This is a genomic window from Chryseobacterium sp. CCNWLW53, assembly GCF_037083525.1.
In the GTDB taxonomy this organism is placed as follows: domain Bacteria; phylum Bacteroidota; class Bacteroidia; order Flavobacteriales; family Weeksellaceae; genus Chryseobacterium; species Chryseobacterium lathyri.
The window spans coordinates 259,207-274,599 of sequence record NZ_JBAOJR010000004.1; the positions used below are offsets into that span (position 1 = coordinate 259,207).

The 15,393-nt window shown below is 37.0% G+C and carries 15 protein-coding genes; 13 read left to right on the forward strand and 2 right to left on the reverse strand.

What is annotated here, in order from left to right; all coding sequences use genetic code 11:
- Positions 1-20: 20 nt before the first annotated feature.
- Positions 21-1,022, reverse strand: coding sequence for a pyruvate dehydrogenase (acetyl-transferring) E1 component subunit alpha (gene pdhA, locus V6R96_RS14385; RefSeq protein ID WP_111953105.1), 1,002 nt, complete (start codon positions 1,020-1,022; stop codon positions 21-23).
- A 124-nt stretch (positions 1,023-1,146) separates the two neighbouring features.
- Between pdhA and V6R96_RS14390 the strand changes: the two genes are divergently transcribed.
- From V6R96_RS14390 to V6R96_RS14400, 3 genes are read left to right on the forward strand one after another with little or no spacing between them, the layout of a single operon-like run.
- Positions 1,147-1,749, forward strand: coding sequence for a phosphatase PAP2 family protein (locus V6R96_RS14390; RefSeq protein ID WP_111953103.1), 603 nt, complete (start codon positions 1,147-1,149; stop codon positions 1,747-1,749).
- 9 nt (positions 1,750-1,758) lie between these two features.
- Complete coding sequence (locus V6R96_RS14395; RefSeq protein ID WP_111953101.1) at positions 1,759-2,244, forward strand: BlaI/MecI/CopY family transcriptional regulator; 486 nt, start codon at positions 1,759-1,761, stop codon at positions 2,242-2,244.
- 18 nt (positions 2,245-2,262) lie between these two features.
- Entirely contained in the window at positions 2,263-4,053 is a 1,791-nt protein-coding gene (locus V6R96_RS14400) for a DUF4153 domain-containing protein (protein WP_336379374.1), read from the forward strand.
- 173 nt (positions 4,054-4,226) lie between these two features.
- On the opposite strand, the gene V6R96_RS14405 is transcribed toward V6R96_RS14400, so the two are convergent.
- A complete protein-coding gene (locus V6R96_RS14405) occupies positions 4,227-4,595 on the reverse strand; it encodes an RNA-binding protein (protein ID WP_111953097.1) in 369 nt (122 codons plus the stop codon).
- A 310-nt stretch (positions 4,596-4,905) separates the two neighbouring features.
- On the opposite strand from V6R96_RS14405, the gene V6R96_RS14410 reads away from it, so the two are divergent.
- The 10 genes from V6R96_RS14410 to V6R96_RS14455 all read left to right on the forward strand — a co-directional run bounded on the left by V6R96_RS14410 (position 4,906) and on the right by V6R96_RS14455 (position 15,098).
- Positions 4,906-5,109, forward strand: a complete 204-nt coding sequence (locus V6R96_RS14410) for a helix-turn-helix transcriptional regulator (RefSeq protein ID WP_111953095.1) — start codon at positions 4,906-4,908, stop codon at positions 5,107-5,109.
- Positions 5,110-5,168: 59 nt separating this feature from the next.
- The gene (locus V6R96_RS14415; RefSeq protein WP_336379373.1) at positions 5,169-5,579 is read left to right on the forward strand and encodes a DUF6157 family protein; all 411 of its coding nucleotides are present in this window, start codon (positions 5,169-5,171) and stop codon (positions 5,577-5,579) included.
- A gap of 95 nt (positions 5,580-5,674) precedes the next feature.
- Positions 5,675-6,067 carry an acyl-CoA thioesterase gene (locus tag V6R96_RS14420; RefSeq protein ID WP_111953091.1) on the forward strand — a complete coding sequence of 131 codons (393 nt, stop codon included), beginning with the start codon at positions 5,675-5,677 and terminating at the stop codon, positions 6,065-6,067.
- Positions 6,064-6,624, forward strand: coding sequence for an AraC family transcriptional regulator (locus V6R96_RS14425; protein WP_336379372.1), 561 nt, complete (start codon positions 6,064-6,066; stop codon positions 6,622-6,624). The genes V6R96_RS14420 and V6R96_RS14425 overlap by 4 nt, the downstream gene beginning before the upstream one ends.
- Before the next feature lie 199 nt (positions 6,625-6,823).
- A complete protein-coding gene (locus tag V6R96_RS14430) occupies positions 6,824-9,682 on the forward strand; it encodes a heavy metal translocating P-type ATPase (RefSeq protein WP_336379371.1) in 2,859 nt (952 codons plus the stop codon).
- Between the two features lie 4 nt (positions 9,683-9,686).
- On the forward strand, positions 9,687-10,415 hold the full coding sequence (locus V6R96_RS14435) for a DUF72 domain-containing protein (RefSeq protein WP_336379370.1): 729 nt from the start codon (positions 9,687-9,689) through the stop codon (positions 10,413-10,415).
- A gap of 334 nt (positions 10,416-10,749) precedes the next feature.
- Positions 10,750-11,616, forward strand: coding sequence for a polysaccharide deacetylase family protein (locus tag V6R96_RS14440; RefSeq protein ID WP_336379369.1), 867 nt, complete (start codon positions 10,750-10,752; stop codon positions 11,614-11,616).
- 116 nt (positions 11,617-11,732) lie between these two features.
- Positions 11,733-12,392 carry a YggS family pyridoxal phosphate-dependent enzyme gene (locus tag V6R96_RS14445; protein ID WP_336379368.1) on the forward strand — a complete coding sequence of 220 codons (660 nt, stop codon included), beginning with the start codon at positions 11,733-11,735 and terminating at the stop codon, positions 12,390-12,392.
- Between the two features lie 56 nt (positions 12,393-12,448).
- Entirely contained in the window at positions 12,449-13,633 is a 1,185-nt protein-coding gene (locus V6R96_RS14450; protein ID WP_111953079.1) for a sigma-54 dependent transcriptional regulator, read from the forward strand.
- Between the two features lie 103 nt (positions 13,634-13,736).
- Complete coding sequence (locus V6R96_RS14455) at positions 13,737-15,098, forward strand: MATE family efflux transporter (protein ID WP_336379367.1); 1,362 nt, start codon at positions 13,737-13,739, stop codon at positions 15,096-15,098.
- Positions 15,099-15,393: the final 295 nt, after the last annotated feature.

A 15,393-nucleotide genomic window follows, 5' to 3' on the forward strand; every position in this document is an offset into this window, starting at 1 on the left:
CATTGGATCAGCAAATTATTTTAGTTTTCTAATTTATCTAAGAATGGATAATTTTCCTGAGCATAAACATATTCATACACCTTATCCGGATCCGGATATGGAGAATTTTCCATGAATTCGATACATTCGTCTACAAAATCTCTTGATTTATTGTCGATCGTTTCTAATTCTGCTTCAGTAGCCCAACCATTTTCCAAAATTCTGTGTTTTACCAGTTCCATAGGATCATCATTCTTGTGAATCGCTACTTCTTCTTTACTTCTGTAAGGCTCGGCATCAGACATAGAGTGTCCTCTATAACGGTAAGTTCTGGCTTCAATGAAAGTAGGTCCGTCTCCTCTTCTTGCTCTTTCAATAGCTTCGTAAGCTGCTTCAGCCACTTTCTCAGGATCCATTGCATCTACGGCAAGGCAAGGCATTTCGTATCCTAAACCTAATTTGTAGATATCTTCATGGTTGGCTGTTCTTTTTACAGAAGTTCCCATCGCATATTGGTTGTTTTCTACAACAAATACTACAGGAAGCTTCCAGTTCATCGCCATATTGAATGTTTCGTGAAGCGATCCCTGTCTTGCAGCCCCGTCTCCGAAGAAACAGATATTTACAGCTTTTCTGTCAAAATATTTATCTGCAAAAGCAATTCCAGCTCCCAAAGGAATCTGTCCGCCTACAATACCATGTCCGCCATAAAAACGGTGCTCTTTGCTGAAAATGTGCATAGAACCGCCCATACCTCCGGACGTTCCGGTAGCTTTACCGCAAAGCTCAGCCATGATTCTCTTCGGATCTACTCCCATCGCCATTGGATGGATGTGGCATCTGTAAGCAGTAATCATACTGTCTTTCGTTAAGTCCATTGCATGCGTGAAGCCGGCAGGAATAGCCTCCTGACCGTTATACAAATGTAAAAAACCTCTGATCTTTTGTTTTAGATAAAGAGAACGGCATTTGTCTTCAAACCTTCTCCACATAGTCATATCTTCATACCACTTCAGGTATACCTCTTTAGAAAATTCTTTCATGTGCTAGCTCTTGCTTTTTTATGATGAATATTTGAGCAAAATTATAAAAAAAACTTTGTTTTTATCGTATACATACTAATTGTTTTTTTGCTTATAGTGTTATATTTGAATTTTAAACTTGAACATGGAAGAAAAACAGCCTTCAACAGTACATAAAATTTCAAAAATCATCTCAGATTTTTTCAATCCGCTAATTTCTTTATTTATTTTTTTCGTTTATATGAGTATAAAGGAATATTCACTCGAAGATTCTCTTCTTTATTTTGTTCCTATATTATTAATGATTATTGCTCCGGTTGTGATCTGGCTGGTTTGGAATGTAAAAACCGGAAGATATACGAATATGGACGTTTCGAACCGTATTCAAAGGAAAACACTCTATATTTTTATTGCGGCCTGCGTGGTTACTTATCTTATTTTCAATTATGTAAGAAACGGGTATATTGATCTCGTCATGCTGTTTGTCCTGATCCTTGTTTTCACTATGCAGATCAGTAACTTCTTTATTAAAAGCTCGATGCATACAGCGTTTAATGTATTTGTTGCAGCATTATTTTTCACATTGGACTGGAAAGCAGGACTGGTATGGCTGGGAATTGCTGCTTTAGTGGGAATTACAAGAATCATTTTAAAAAGACATACAATAAAGGAAGTATTTATGGGTGCCGGAATAGCATTTGTGGTATCTTTTATTTATCTTTATTGCAATATACAATTTCAACATTAAGAACTTTCTATGAAAATAAATCATCTTACCGGTGCTGAGGAAAATTTTATGAAGCTGTTTTGGAAGCTTGAATCTTTTTATCTTAAAGACATCATGGAGCAGCATCCTGAACCAAAGCCGCACCAGAACACTGTTTCTACTTACCTTAAAATATTGGTGGAAAAAGGTTATATCACCACTCAAAAGGAAGGAAGAATCTTCAAATACACCGTAGTTGTCCCTATGGAAGAATACCGTAAATTCTTGCTGAAAGAGCTTGCTCATAATTTTTTCAATGATTCCGGAAAGGAAATGCTGGAGTTTTTATTCAATGAAAAATTAATATCACAGGATGATCTGAAGAATTATTTTGATCTAAAAATTGAGATTATTCCTACAAAAATTGAGGAACCGAAATTTGAATATGCAGATGAGATCTTAAATCCTAAAAAAGTTAAAAAGAGTAAAACAAAAGATAAGGATAAAGACAAGAAGAAAAAGAAGAAAAAAGACTAAGCACAAAATACACGAATCATGAAAACGAAAATCCGGGAAATAACAGGGAAGGCACAGGATGTTCTGTCGCGCTATCCGATGGTTTTATTAATGGGACTGCTCTCTTCTGTGGGAGCCATCCGTATGCTGGACAGCAAATATGACCGTGAATCGTTATTCATTCATTCGAAATTTACTATTTGCTGCTGTCTCGGTATTTCCCTTATGTTTGCTTTGAAAATCCTTTCCCAAAGGATCGGAAAAAGACTTTTACTGGAAATATTGGGAACAGTTTTCCTGATAGGATTTTTTTTCATTTTACCTGCAAAAGAGAGAAATTTTACCGAAGTTCATGGCTTCATCATCGCTATTAGTCTTCTTCTTTCTCACTTACTGGTTTCCTTTGGCGCCTTTCTCGAAAAGAACAGGGAGCTTAATTTCTGGCAATACAATAAAAATCTTTTTGTTAATATTTTCCTGACCGCTATTTTTACAGGAGTACTTACAGGAGGTGTAGAGCTGGCCATCCTGGCAGTTGACAAATTATTTGATTTTAACTTCAGTGATAACCTATATGCCGATACGTTCTATGCCCTGGCCATTTTCGGGAGCAGTTTTATCTTTCTCCTTTTCAATGAAACCGGGCTAAGCTATCTGGAAAAAGACAGTACCTATCCGGTGATTTTAAAGTTTTTCACCCAGTTTGTCCTGATTCCGCTGCTTTTCATTTATCTGGTCATCCTGTATGTTTATTCATTTAAAATAGTTATCAACTGGGAACTTCCGAGAGGATGGGTTTCTTATCTGGTCCTGGCTTACAGTATTATTGGTATCCTTGCTTTATTGCTTGTCTATCCGCTTAAAGAGGAAAAAGCAAAATCGTGGGTCAAAGTATTTTCAAAACTGTTTTACTACACCATAATTCCGTTACTTGTTTTATTATTTACGGCCATATTTACAAGGATCCTGGAATACGGCTACACAGAACCCAGATACTTCGTTTTGCTATTGGCACTATGGCTGCTGGGTGTAGTTTCTTATTTTGTTTTAAATAAAAAGGCAAGCATAAAATTTATTCCCATCAGCTTATTTGCTTTTGGAGCTTTTTCGTTGATCTTTCCTTATTTAAATGCATTCAGTGTAGCCAAAAGAAGCCAGAAAAACCAATTGATCACTCTTCTGGATAAAAATAAACTTCTGGTTAATAACAAAATAGATTTTCAGAAGAAAGTATCTGACACTCTCGTTAACGAAATTGCTGATAAATTTGAGTTCCTGGCTGAAAGAAAGCAAAAAGATTTTTTACTGAATCTGACTGCCGGCAAAACGCACGATCTTTTAGCAGGAGACTTTGAGAACGTTCGTTCTTCGCTGATCAGCAGTACCCTTAGAAATGCTTTTATACATGTCAATAAAACTTCGGATGGATCAGAATATGAAAGGCTTGTTTTAGACTCGGAATCAAAAGTAATCAACATTCAGGGTTATCAGTATTTAATTAATTTTGACAGCTATAATCAGCAATCGAAAGATATTAATGGAGATACATTTCTGATAGACAGCCAGACCGGAGTCAATAATGGAAAAACGATAAAGGTGATTCTCAATTCAGAAGAGACGGTAGATTTCAGTCCGGTGATAGATAAGCTATTCGAAAACAACGCCAGCCATTCGGGAACCATAAAAATGAAAGAAATCTCTATGGAAAGTGATTTGGGGAAATACCACATCAAAATAGTTTTTCAGAATATCTCAAGAGACAGCTCTCCTTACAACAAACAAAAGACCATATTTTATAATAATGCAGCATTATTGATCAAAGAAAAATAAAACTCATAAAGTGGCTTTTTAGCCGCTTTATTTATTTAGTGTTCTATAATTCAGATTAAATTATATGGTTCTCAATAGAAAACAGATAAAAATAAGTATCCCTTCCTGCAATTACATCAGAAAGGGATAATAGTCCATAAAAAAAAGCGGCTAAAAAGCCGCCTTATATTTTTTTACCAACGGTTTCCGCCGCCGTTACCACGGTTATTTCCACCGCCGTATCCGCCGCCGCCATTACCACGGTTGTTTCCACCGCCGTATCCGCCGCTTCTGTTGTTGTCAAAGCTTCTTCTTGGTTTTTCTTCTCTTGGTTTAGCTTCTGATACGTTTAACTCTTTTCCGTTAAATTCTTTCTGGTTAAGAGCCTCGATAGCTTGCTTTCCTTCTTCATCACCCATTTCTACAAAACCGAAACCTCTTGAACGGCCAGTTTCTCTGTCTGTAACAATTTTAGCTGATGATACATCACCAAATTCTGCAAATAGATCGTGCAACTCATACTCTTTAGTTGCGTAATTGATGTTTGAAACAAAAATGTTCATTTTAAATAAAAATTAAAAATTAATAAAAATTTGGTATATAAAAGAAAAACAACATAAATTAATGAACAAATATTGATTCCAAATATAAACGTATGCAAGATACAATTAAAAATTTTAAATCAAAGTTTTTTTTAAAGTATTTGTCACGTTTCAAGGAGTCAAAAGCTATTTTTTATTGATTAATAATAAATAAGTATTGTTTTATAATAAAATTATATTGAAATTTACCAAAAGTTAAAGTTAGTTAACATAATAAAAACGATTCTGTAAACGTGCAAAAAACATCCTTTTTAAAGATAAATACAGCCTTATGCCTATTATAATAAACCTTGATGTGATGATGGCTAAGAGAAAAATGTCACTGAATGAGCTTTCAGAAAAAATAAATCTTACGTTATCCAATCTATCCAATCTAAAAACCGGAAAAGCAAAAGCGATCCGCTTCAGTACGCTTGATGCCATCTGCAAAACTCTGGACTGCCAGCCCGGTGATATTTTAGAATTCAAAGAGTAACCTGAATTTATAATCAGGAATAATGCCATTAATAGTTAACCTTTATTGACAACATCTTTATGAAACATACTACAAATTATACCAACACCTTTATTGAAGTCGCCGATGATTGTCCTGTTTCTCAGGCCGAGACACCGCATGAAAAGAAAATAAAGACACTGGCAGAGCTTCAGTATGAGCAGATCATGAAAAATCCTTACCGCTATACTTCGGATGATATCATATTCGAATGTTATGCTCTGAAAAATGATATTCCGGAAAGCGAAAAACAGCAGGCAAGGATACAGTTCTTCTCCAAAGGACAACCCTGCCTCAGATCTTCTCCCCTATCCAAACGTTATGGGTTTGGAACCCATCACAATGACGAAGGTAAAGTAGCAATATTCCCCGTTGAGAGTAAAGAATATCAAAAATTTTTAAATGATCCTACCGTAAAAAAAGTAAAAGCGATGCGTTCCAAGAAAATATGATTGAGAAAATGAATCATTTCCTTAAGATCAGTAAATACTGTTTCTTTGATAAAACCAGTTTTTAACACTAAATTTGTGAAGTAAATTATTAAAACATGAACTATCATACCAGAAAATGGGTAAAACCCGAAGACCTGAATCCCAATCATTCTCTTTTCGGGGGAAGACTTTTACAGTGGATCGATGAAGAGGCGGCGCTTTACGCAATTATTCAGCTGGAAAATACAAAAGTGGTTACAAAATTTATTTCGGAAATTAATTTTGTGAGCTCTGCAAAACAGGGAGATATTATAGAAATCGGGATTGAAGCTACGCACTTCGGATCTTCATCCGTCACCTTAAAATGTGATGTAAGAAACAAAATGACCCACCAGACCATTATTACCGTTGATAAAATTGTCATGGTGAACCTGGACAACGAAGGAAACCCGGCTCCTCACGGAAAAACGCAGATTGAATTTGTAAAAGACAGACTGAGCAAGCCATGAAAATTTTTGTGAAGAATATGGTCTGCAACCGCTGTATTTCTGCAGTGGAAAAAATATTCAGCGATGCTGGTATAGCAGTAAGCTCTGTTACATTAGGAGAAGTTGAAACCGGAATCGACATTTCAGCTGAGAAAATGAAGGCTATAGAAAATAGTCTGCTGGATACAGGTTTTGAAAGAATCAAGGATTCCGCTCACCAGCTTGTCGATAAGATCAAAAACATCATCATCATCAAGATCAGTGAGCTGGATATTGATGAAAACTTTCTTCTCTCTGAGTTTTTAAGCTCAAAAATCCCAAAAGATTACAGTTCTCTTTCCAAAACCTTTTCGCAGAACGAAAACATTACCCTAGAACAGTTCTTTATTCTTCACAAAATCGAAAAAGTAAAAGAACTGCTTCTTTATAATGAATTCACCCTTACTGAAATCGCTGGCAAGCTCGGCTACAAAAGTGTTCAGCACCTTTCTTCCCAATTCAGGAATATCACCGGATTTACGCCTACCGAATTTAAGAAACTGAAGGATCATCAAAGGAAAACATTGGATAGTTTCTGAGTTGGAGTGTGAGAGAGTTCTAGAGTAAAGGTGTTTTAAAATACTCAATAATTACGGTGTTAAGCTCCCCTACTCGAAGACACTCAAACCCTCCGATTCACCCATCCACACCGCAGGCAAAATTCTATAACTATTATCCTTAAATTTATAACAGCCTTACCAATTCATTTTGGAAATTTGTAGTATAAATTCAAGGATCATGAACAGACAATATAATATACTCGGAATGACGTGCTCCGGCTGTCAGAAAAAAATTTCTGAAAAGCTCAACGCTATTGAGGGAGTTAGCGCCGATGTAAATCTGGAGAATAATACGGCTACCATCACTTCTGATAAGGAAATTGAACTATCGGTTTTAAATAACGCTTTAGGAGATAAATACAGACTGGAAGACCCTAATAAACCCGAAACTACATTTGTAAAACCTCAGGACAGGGTTTCTCCGTCTTCAGTTTATTATTGTCCAATGGAATGCGAGGGTGACAAAGTATACTTTAAACAAGGTGAAAGATGCCCGGTTTGTAATATGTATCTGGTTCCCATCGAGGAAAAACATGCTAAAGATCCAAATCATAAACCCACCTACTCTTCTTCAAATCTACCAGCCAATTTTAAAGACAGCATGGGAAAATACTATTGCCCAATGTTCTGTGAAGGGGATAAAGTATATGACGAAAAAGGTGACTGTCCGGTTTGCCATATGCATCTGGAAGAAATCACAGAAGATCTTGCGAAAAATGCAGCCTCACAAGGCCATCAGCATGCTCATTCCCACCATCACGATCACAGCCATCATCATGAAGCTCCTAAAGTGACAGATGATATGGCCGGAAAGTATTACTGTCCGATGTACTGTGAAGGGGATAAAACTTATGATTCTAACGTAGGTTGTCCTGTCTGTGGAATGGATTTGGTAAAATATCCGGAAAAGAAAACTGCAAAATACACCTGTCCCATGCATCCGGAGATCATTCGTGATGAACCTGGAGACTGCCCGATATGCGGAATGGATCTGGTAAGAATGCCAGACAGCGGAGAAGATGAAGAGGATGAAACCTACAATATCCTGAAAAGGAAATTCATGATTTCTCTTGCCTTCACTATTCCGGTTTTTATTCTTTCCATGGGTGGAATGTTCATCAATTTCCCTTTTTCCCATACAGTACAGGGATTTATAGAGCTTGCCTTGACGCTTCCTGTGATGTTTTATTCAGGATGGTTCCTGCTGAAAAGAGGCTGGGTTTCGTTTAAAACCTGGAATTTAAATATGTTCAGCCTGATTGCTCTAGGGGTTGCAGCAGCCTTTATTTTTAGCATTGCTGCATTGTTCTTTCCTGATATCATTCCTCATGAAATCAGAGGTCATAATCATGAAATACCACTATATTTTGAGGCAGTCTGTGTCATTCTAACCTTGGTAATTTTAGGACAGCTGATGGAGGCCGCTGCTCATAAAAAAACGGGAAATGCCATCAAGGAGTTGATGAACCTTTCTCCCGACGAAGCCAATCTTATCGTCAACGGAGAAGAAAAAAGAGTATTGCTTTCCCATGTAAAAATCGGAGATCTTTTAAAGGTAAAACCGGGTGAAAAAATCCCTGTGGACGGCAAGATCACAGAAGGAAGCTCTTTGGTCGATGAAAGCATGATCACAGGAGAGCCCGTGCCTGTAGAGAAAAATATTGATGATAAAGTTTCTTCGGGAACCATCAATGGAAACAAAGTATTCATCATGAAAGCTGAAAAAGTAGGTGATGAAACCCTTCTTTCGCAGATCATTAAAATGGTGAATGAAGCCAGCCGAAGCAGAGCCCCGATACAGAAACTAACCGACAAGGTTTCTAAAGTTTTTGTTCCTGTTGTGATTCTGATTGCTGTTCTTACCTTTGTTTTATGGCAGTTTTTCGGGCCGGAAGGGAAAAGAAGCCTATTTGCTTTTGTCAATGCGGTTGCAGTTCTCATTGTTGCCTGTCCCTGTGCGCTTGGTCTGGCAACTCCGATGTCCCTGATGGTTGGAATCGGGAAAGGAGCTAAAAGCGGAATACTCATCAAAAATGCAGAGGCACTGGAACAGATGCATAAAGTTAATGTTCTGATTACAGACAAAACAGGGACTTTAACAGAAGGAAAACCGTCTGTAGAACATATTGAAACTACAGGAAACGAAAAGAAAAATGAGATCCTGAAACTTGCTTTTTCCCTAAACCAAAACTCAGAACATCCCTTATCCAATGCCGTGATCAAAAGAGCAAAAGAAGAAAATTTAACGGCTGAAAAGGTAGAGCATTTTGAAAATATTTCAGGAAAAGGAGTTCAGGGGAATATCAATGGAAAAACAGTTTATTTAGGAAATGAAAGCCTTCTGACCTCCAGCAGCCTCTCTATCCCTCAGGAATTAAAGCAAAAAGCTGTAGAAGTGCAGTCAAAGGCACATACCATCTCTTATATTGCTCAGGAAAAAACGGTATTAGGCTTCATCAGCTTTACCGATAAAATTAAAGAAACTTCCAAAAAAGCGGTTCAGCGTCTGATGAATGAAGGAATTGACGTGATCATGATGACCGGAGATAATGAACATACGGCTAAAGCGGTTGCTGGAGAATTGGGAATCAAACATTATAAAGCAGGCTGCCTTCCGGAAGACAAGCTGAATGAAGTAAAAAAACTTCAGCAGCAGGGTAAAATTGTAGCGATGACCGGAGACGGGATTAATGACTCCCCTGCTCTGGCGCAGTCTGATATAGGAATCGCCATGGGAACAGGGACCGATGTTGCCATGGAAAGTGCTGAAATCACTCTTTTGAAAGGCGATATTTTAGGCGTAGCAAAAGCTAAATTATTAAGCGAAAAACTTCTGAGGAATATTAAAGAAAACCTGTTTTTTGCATTTATTTATAATGTGCTGGGAATTCCGGTAGCGGCAGGATTATTGTATCCTTTCTTTGGAATACTGCTGTCCCCTATGATTGCAGCCGCCGCCATGAGCGTCAGTTCACTCTCTGTTATCCTGAACTCACTACGGCTGAACTCTGTAGATCTGGATGCAGATATAAAATAAAGTTATGAAAAAAGGAAGTCTTTACATTGGATGTTCGGGATTTTATAATAACGACTGGAAAGGGTCGCTATACCCTGAGAATGCTCAAAGTAAAGACTTTCTTACCTTATATTCCCAGGTTTTCAATACAGTGGAGATCAATTCCACTTTTTACAGAAAACCAACCGCAAAAACCCTTTTAAAATGGCACGATGAAACTCCTGAAGAGTTTAAGTTCTTCATCAAAATTCCTAAAGCCATTTCCCATGAAAAGCGGTTGAAAGATTCTAAAGAAGACATTTCAGAATTCTGTACCCATATCCAGACTCATTTAAAAGAAAAGCTTTCCGGATTTCTGTATCAGTTTCCGCCTTCTTTTAAAAAATCGCAGGAAAACATCGATCTGATCCTGACCAGTCTTGATTTTAATTATTTAAATGTTATAGAATTCCGTCACAATTTCTGGTGGACTGAAGAAATTTTCAGTGTTTTAAAAGAAAATAATATTGTTTTTTCCGGCGTCAGCTTTCCCGGTGATCTTCCGGAAGAAATTATTGACAATCATCCTGAAGTTTTGTACTACAGGCTTCACGGAAAACCGGTCCTTTACAAATCGGAGTACAGCTTGGATTTTCTTGATGATCTTGCTGAAAAAATCAGCCATTCAGAAAAAAAATCATTTGTATTTTTCAATAATACATGGGGCACTGCTGCAATTAAAAATGCACTATATCTGAAGAAAGGTTTAGAATAAGCCTCGCACACAAAATCTTTCGGTCATCTTTCGTGCTTATTCTAGCTAAAAAACAAATTCACCTGTTTACTTTAAAATAATTCCCCAATAAAGGAGGAATGCTTTAATTTCAACAAGAATAGAAAAAAGCTATTGTTTTTACAATTATAAATGTTAAATTTCAAGAATAAGAAAATAGAATTGAAAAAGCATTTCGTTCTACAAAATATCGCTTAAAATAAAGTTATTAAAATAAAATTAAAAAGCAGTTTTTTATCAAATAATGGCATATAATTTGTTAACATTTCAGCAATATTTTTAACAATTTTTAACGATTTAAACCTCCATTATCTTTATGAAAAAAATTTTTGGGGAAAAGTCAAAAAACATGGCTTTTCTGGGAATGACTGCATTGGTGAGTGCAGCTTCAATTGTATTCAACGGCTGTAACAGCAAAACTGATGTGAAAGAGTTTGAAAAAACAGTCTCACTGGAACCTCCCACCGTACAAATGGTCCCCAAAATAGATGATGAGAGCGTAGAATCTGATAAAAGAATTATCTACCTTACTTTTGATGACGGCCCCAACCAGGGAACGGAAAATCTCCTTAAAATATTAAACAAAAGGAATGTATGTGCAACTGCTTTTCTGGTAGGAAAACATGCCTACGGAAGCAAAAGACAAAAGGATGATATGGAGCTTTTAAGAAGCAATCCGCTGATTGAGCTTGCCAATCACAGCTTTAGCCACGCCCATAATAAATATACTGATTTTTACAAGAATCCTGAGGCTGTAGTCCATGATTTTGATATTGCTAAAGACAGCCTTAAGCTTTACGATAAGATAGCAAGAACTCCGGGAAGAAATATCTGGAGGCTGAACAATATTAATGTTACTGATATTAAAAGCTCCACCGAAGCCGCAAACGGCCTTAAAAAAGCAGGCTATAAAGTAATTGGCTGGGATCTGGAATGGAGACCTTCTCAAAAAATGACTTTAAAGGGAAGCCATGAAGCCATGATTAAGAAGGTGGACAGCATCTTTCTTAATGATCTGGAAAAAACATCAAGACATCTGGTTTTTCTTACACATGACCAATACCTCAGAGATGCAGATTCCATCAATGAACTGGATATGTTTATTGAAAAGCTTCAGAAAAGCAATAAATTTGTCTTCAGAAAGATTTCTCAGTATCCGCAGATCAATGACATTCTTAATTAATGTAATATTCTATCAATGTAACAATTACATTGATGGTAACCGCCAACTAGCAACTAGAAACAACAATTTTACAGATTCATTAGTTTTTTGCTTTTAAAATTCAGAAATTTGCATTCATGGATATTAAAGAAAATTATACAGCAATACAAAATCAGCTTCCATCGGGAGTTCAGCTTGTAGCAGTTTCAAAAACGCATCCGGTTGAAGCCATTCAGGAAGTCTATAACCTGGGGCAAAAAGTCTTTGGCGAAAATAAGGTTCAGGAGCTTATGGAGAAATACCCTCTCCTTCCAAAAGATATCCAATGGCACCTTATCGGACATCTGCAGACCAATAAAGTAAAGTACATTGCTTCTTTCATTGATACCATCCAAAGTGTGGATTCTGAAAAGCTTCTTATAGAGATCAGTAAGGAAGCCGGAAAAAACAGCAGAACCATTAAAGTACTGCTTCAGGTAAAAATTGCAGCAGAGGAAACTAAATTCGGACTTGAGATTGCTGAGGCAAAAACATTATTCCAAGAATATATTGACGGAAAATTTCCCAATGTTGAAATAACCGGCCTGATGGGAATGGCCACATTTACAGATGATAAAGAACAGGTGAAAAGAGAATTTTTAATTTTAAAAAGGCTTTTTGATGAATTAAATCAATTAAAAACCCTCGAAACTTTATCTATGGGAATGAGTGACGATTTCCCGGCTGCCATTGAATGTAGTGCCAATTCTGTAAGGGTTGGATCCGCCATTTTCGGCAGAAGAGATTACTCAAAATAGTATATTTAGGTATAGTTTTTGCTAATAATTGAATCAAAAAATCTAAATTTGCAACTATGCAAAAAATCCTTATTGTAGAAGACGAAAAAGCAATCTCGGGAGTATTACACAGTATCCTTTCTGATGAACTTACCGATTACGAATTTGTTATCGCTGAAGATGGCCTTGAAGGCTACAAACAGATAGAAAAAGAAGATTTCGCATTGGTGATCTCTGATATCAAGATGCCTAAACTTTCAGGAACAGAACTTTTAAAGCAAAGTATGATCTTAAAGCCCGAAAGTACATTCATCATGATCTCTGGCCACGCGGATATTGATTCTGCTGTTTCCTGTCTGAAGGAAGGTGCATACGATTTTATTTCCAAACCTATTGATATCAACAGACTGATCACAAGTGTAAAAAATGCTTTAGCCAAAGAAAGTCTGAAAAAGGAAAATAAAAATCTTCAAACTGAAAATAAGACCTTAAAGAAAAAGGTTAACAAAAAATACCAGATGATCGGCGATTCTCCTGCTTTGAAGAAGATTCAGGATATGATCGAAAAGGTAGCTGCTTCTGATGCCCGGGTTTTGATTACAGGGCCAAATGGTGCTGGAAAAGAACTCGTAGCCCATGCTATCCACAATCAAAGCGAGCGTGCAAGAGGTCCGATGATCGAAGTAAACTGTGCCGCTATCCCTTCTGAGCTTATTGAATCTGAACTTTTCGGACATGTGAAAGGTTCTTTTACAGGCGCTATTAAAGACAAGCAGGGAAAATTCGAGCAGGCAACTGGCGGTACCATCTTCTTGGATGAGATCGGAGATATGAGCCTTATTGCTCAGGCCAAGGTTTTGAGGGCATTGCAGGAAAGCAAAGTTTCTCCTGTAGGAAGTGATAAGGAAATAAAAGTTGATGTAAGGGTAATTGCAGCAACCAATAAGAACATGCAGAAGGAAATTGAGGAAGGGAAATTCAGGGAAGACCTTTACCACAGGCTTTCTGTAATTGAAATTTATGTTCCGCCGTTGGATGACAGAAAAGAGGATATCAAATTATTGGTAGATCATTTTTCCGGATTAATTGCCGATGAGCATGGTACTGCCGTGAAAAAGTTTGATGATAAAGCGATTGAGGCGCTTAAAGTTCTTTCATGGACTGGAAATATCAGGGAATTGAGAAATGTTGTGGAAAGATTAATTATTCTTGGTGGAAATACTGTTTCCGAGGAGGATGTTGCAAGTTTTGTAAGGAAATAATTTAATTGAACATTAAATATATGATAACAATTTGCAGTAGCCTTACTGCAAATTTTTTTTTGCCCTACTTTTAAATATTAAACTATATGAATCATAAACTATTATGAACTTTTTGAACAAAAACTATACGAAAGAATGCCTTACCCTGGCTCTTCCTGTCATGCTTACGCAGGTTGGACAGGTCTCGGTGAATCTGTTCGACAATATCATTGTCGGGAAACTTTTAGGTGCTGATGCACTGGCTTCCGTTTCATTGGGGAATGCTGTATTTTTCTCGGTGTTTGTGCTGGCACTGGGATTTTCATTTGCTATTCCTCCTCTGGTTTCTGAAGCACACTCTAAGGGGGATCACGGAACTATTAATTCCGTATTCAGTCACGGATTTGTGATCAATATGTCTGTGGGGATTATTTTAATGGCTATTCTGCTTTTAGGGATGCCGCTACTCTATCATTCCGGGCAGCCGGAGAAGATTATTCCGAATACGGTAGATTTCCTGGGTATTATGGCGATCAGCATGATCCCGTTTATGGCTTTTCAGACGCTTCGTGAAGTTTCTGAAGGATTATCCTATACCATAGGCGTTACCAAGGCTACGATCATTGCCAATATCATCAATATTGCCCTGAACTATGTTTTCATCAAAGGACTTTGGATCTTCCCTGAAATGGGAGTAAAAGGTTCCGCCTTAGCAACATTAATCTCCAGAATATTTATGGTGGTATTCCTGTATGTGGTATTGGTTAAAGAGAAAAAAACAAGACGTTATATCAAAGATTTCTCTTTAAAAATACAGGTTTTCTCCAGAAATATGTTTGATAAGATGGTAAAACTGGGGCTGCCTACCGCTTTACAGATGTTCTTTGAAGTTACGGCTTTCGCAGGTGCTGCATTTATTTGTGGTCTAATTTCGGCTCACGATATTGCTTCTCACCAGATCGCCCTAAGTATGGCTTCATTTACCTTCAACCTTTGCGTAGGATTCAGTGTGGCTTCAACGGTCATGATCGGAAGAAAATTGGGTGAGCAGAACTTTGTTGAATTAAGAAAGGTCGGGATCAACAACCTGAAAATAGCCTTTATTTTCATGTGTATCTGCGGAATGATCTTCATTTTGGGAAGAAATATTTTACCGACTTTCTTTACCAAAAAAGAGGAAGTTGAAGTGATTATGCTGGCTTCAAAATTAATGATTATCGCTGCTTTATTCCAGCTTTCGGACGGCGTTCAGGTAACGGCTTTGGGGATGCTCAGAGGACTTCAGGATGTAAAGATCCCATCGATCTATACTTTTATCGCTTATTGGGTGATTACCATTCCTTTAGGGTATTTCTTATGTGTCACTTTAAAAATGGGGGCATTCGGAATGTGGATCGCTCTAGGGCTGGGCCTCACAGTTTCTGCAGTTTTCCTGGTGAAGCGGTTTTTAAACATGTCTGCGAAGAGAATTAAGCAGAATTCTTAAATAAATAAGAAAATCTGCTAAAAAAACTGCGCGAAGTCTTCGACTTCGCGCAGTTTTTTTATCCAAGAATAAGAAAATATTGGAAAAAATCATCAATATTAATTAACCTACAATCACATCATTTACGAAATTATATTTGATAAATATTGAATATTTTAAAATAAAATTTTATTACGAATAATAAATTCTTATTTTAGTATTCAAAACTAAACCAAAAAACATCACAATATGAATATGAAAATTTCAACACACTTGAGCTGCTTTACAAATAATTTCAATATCCTTTTCCAGCATT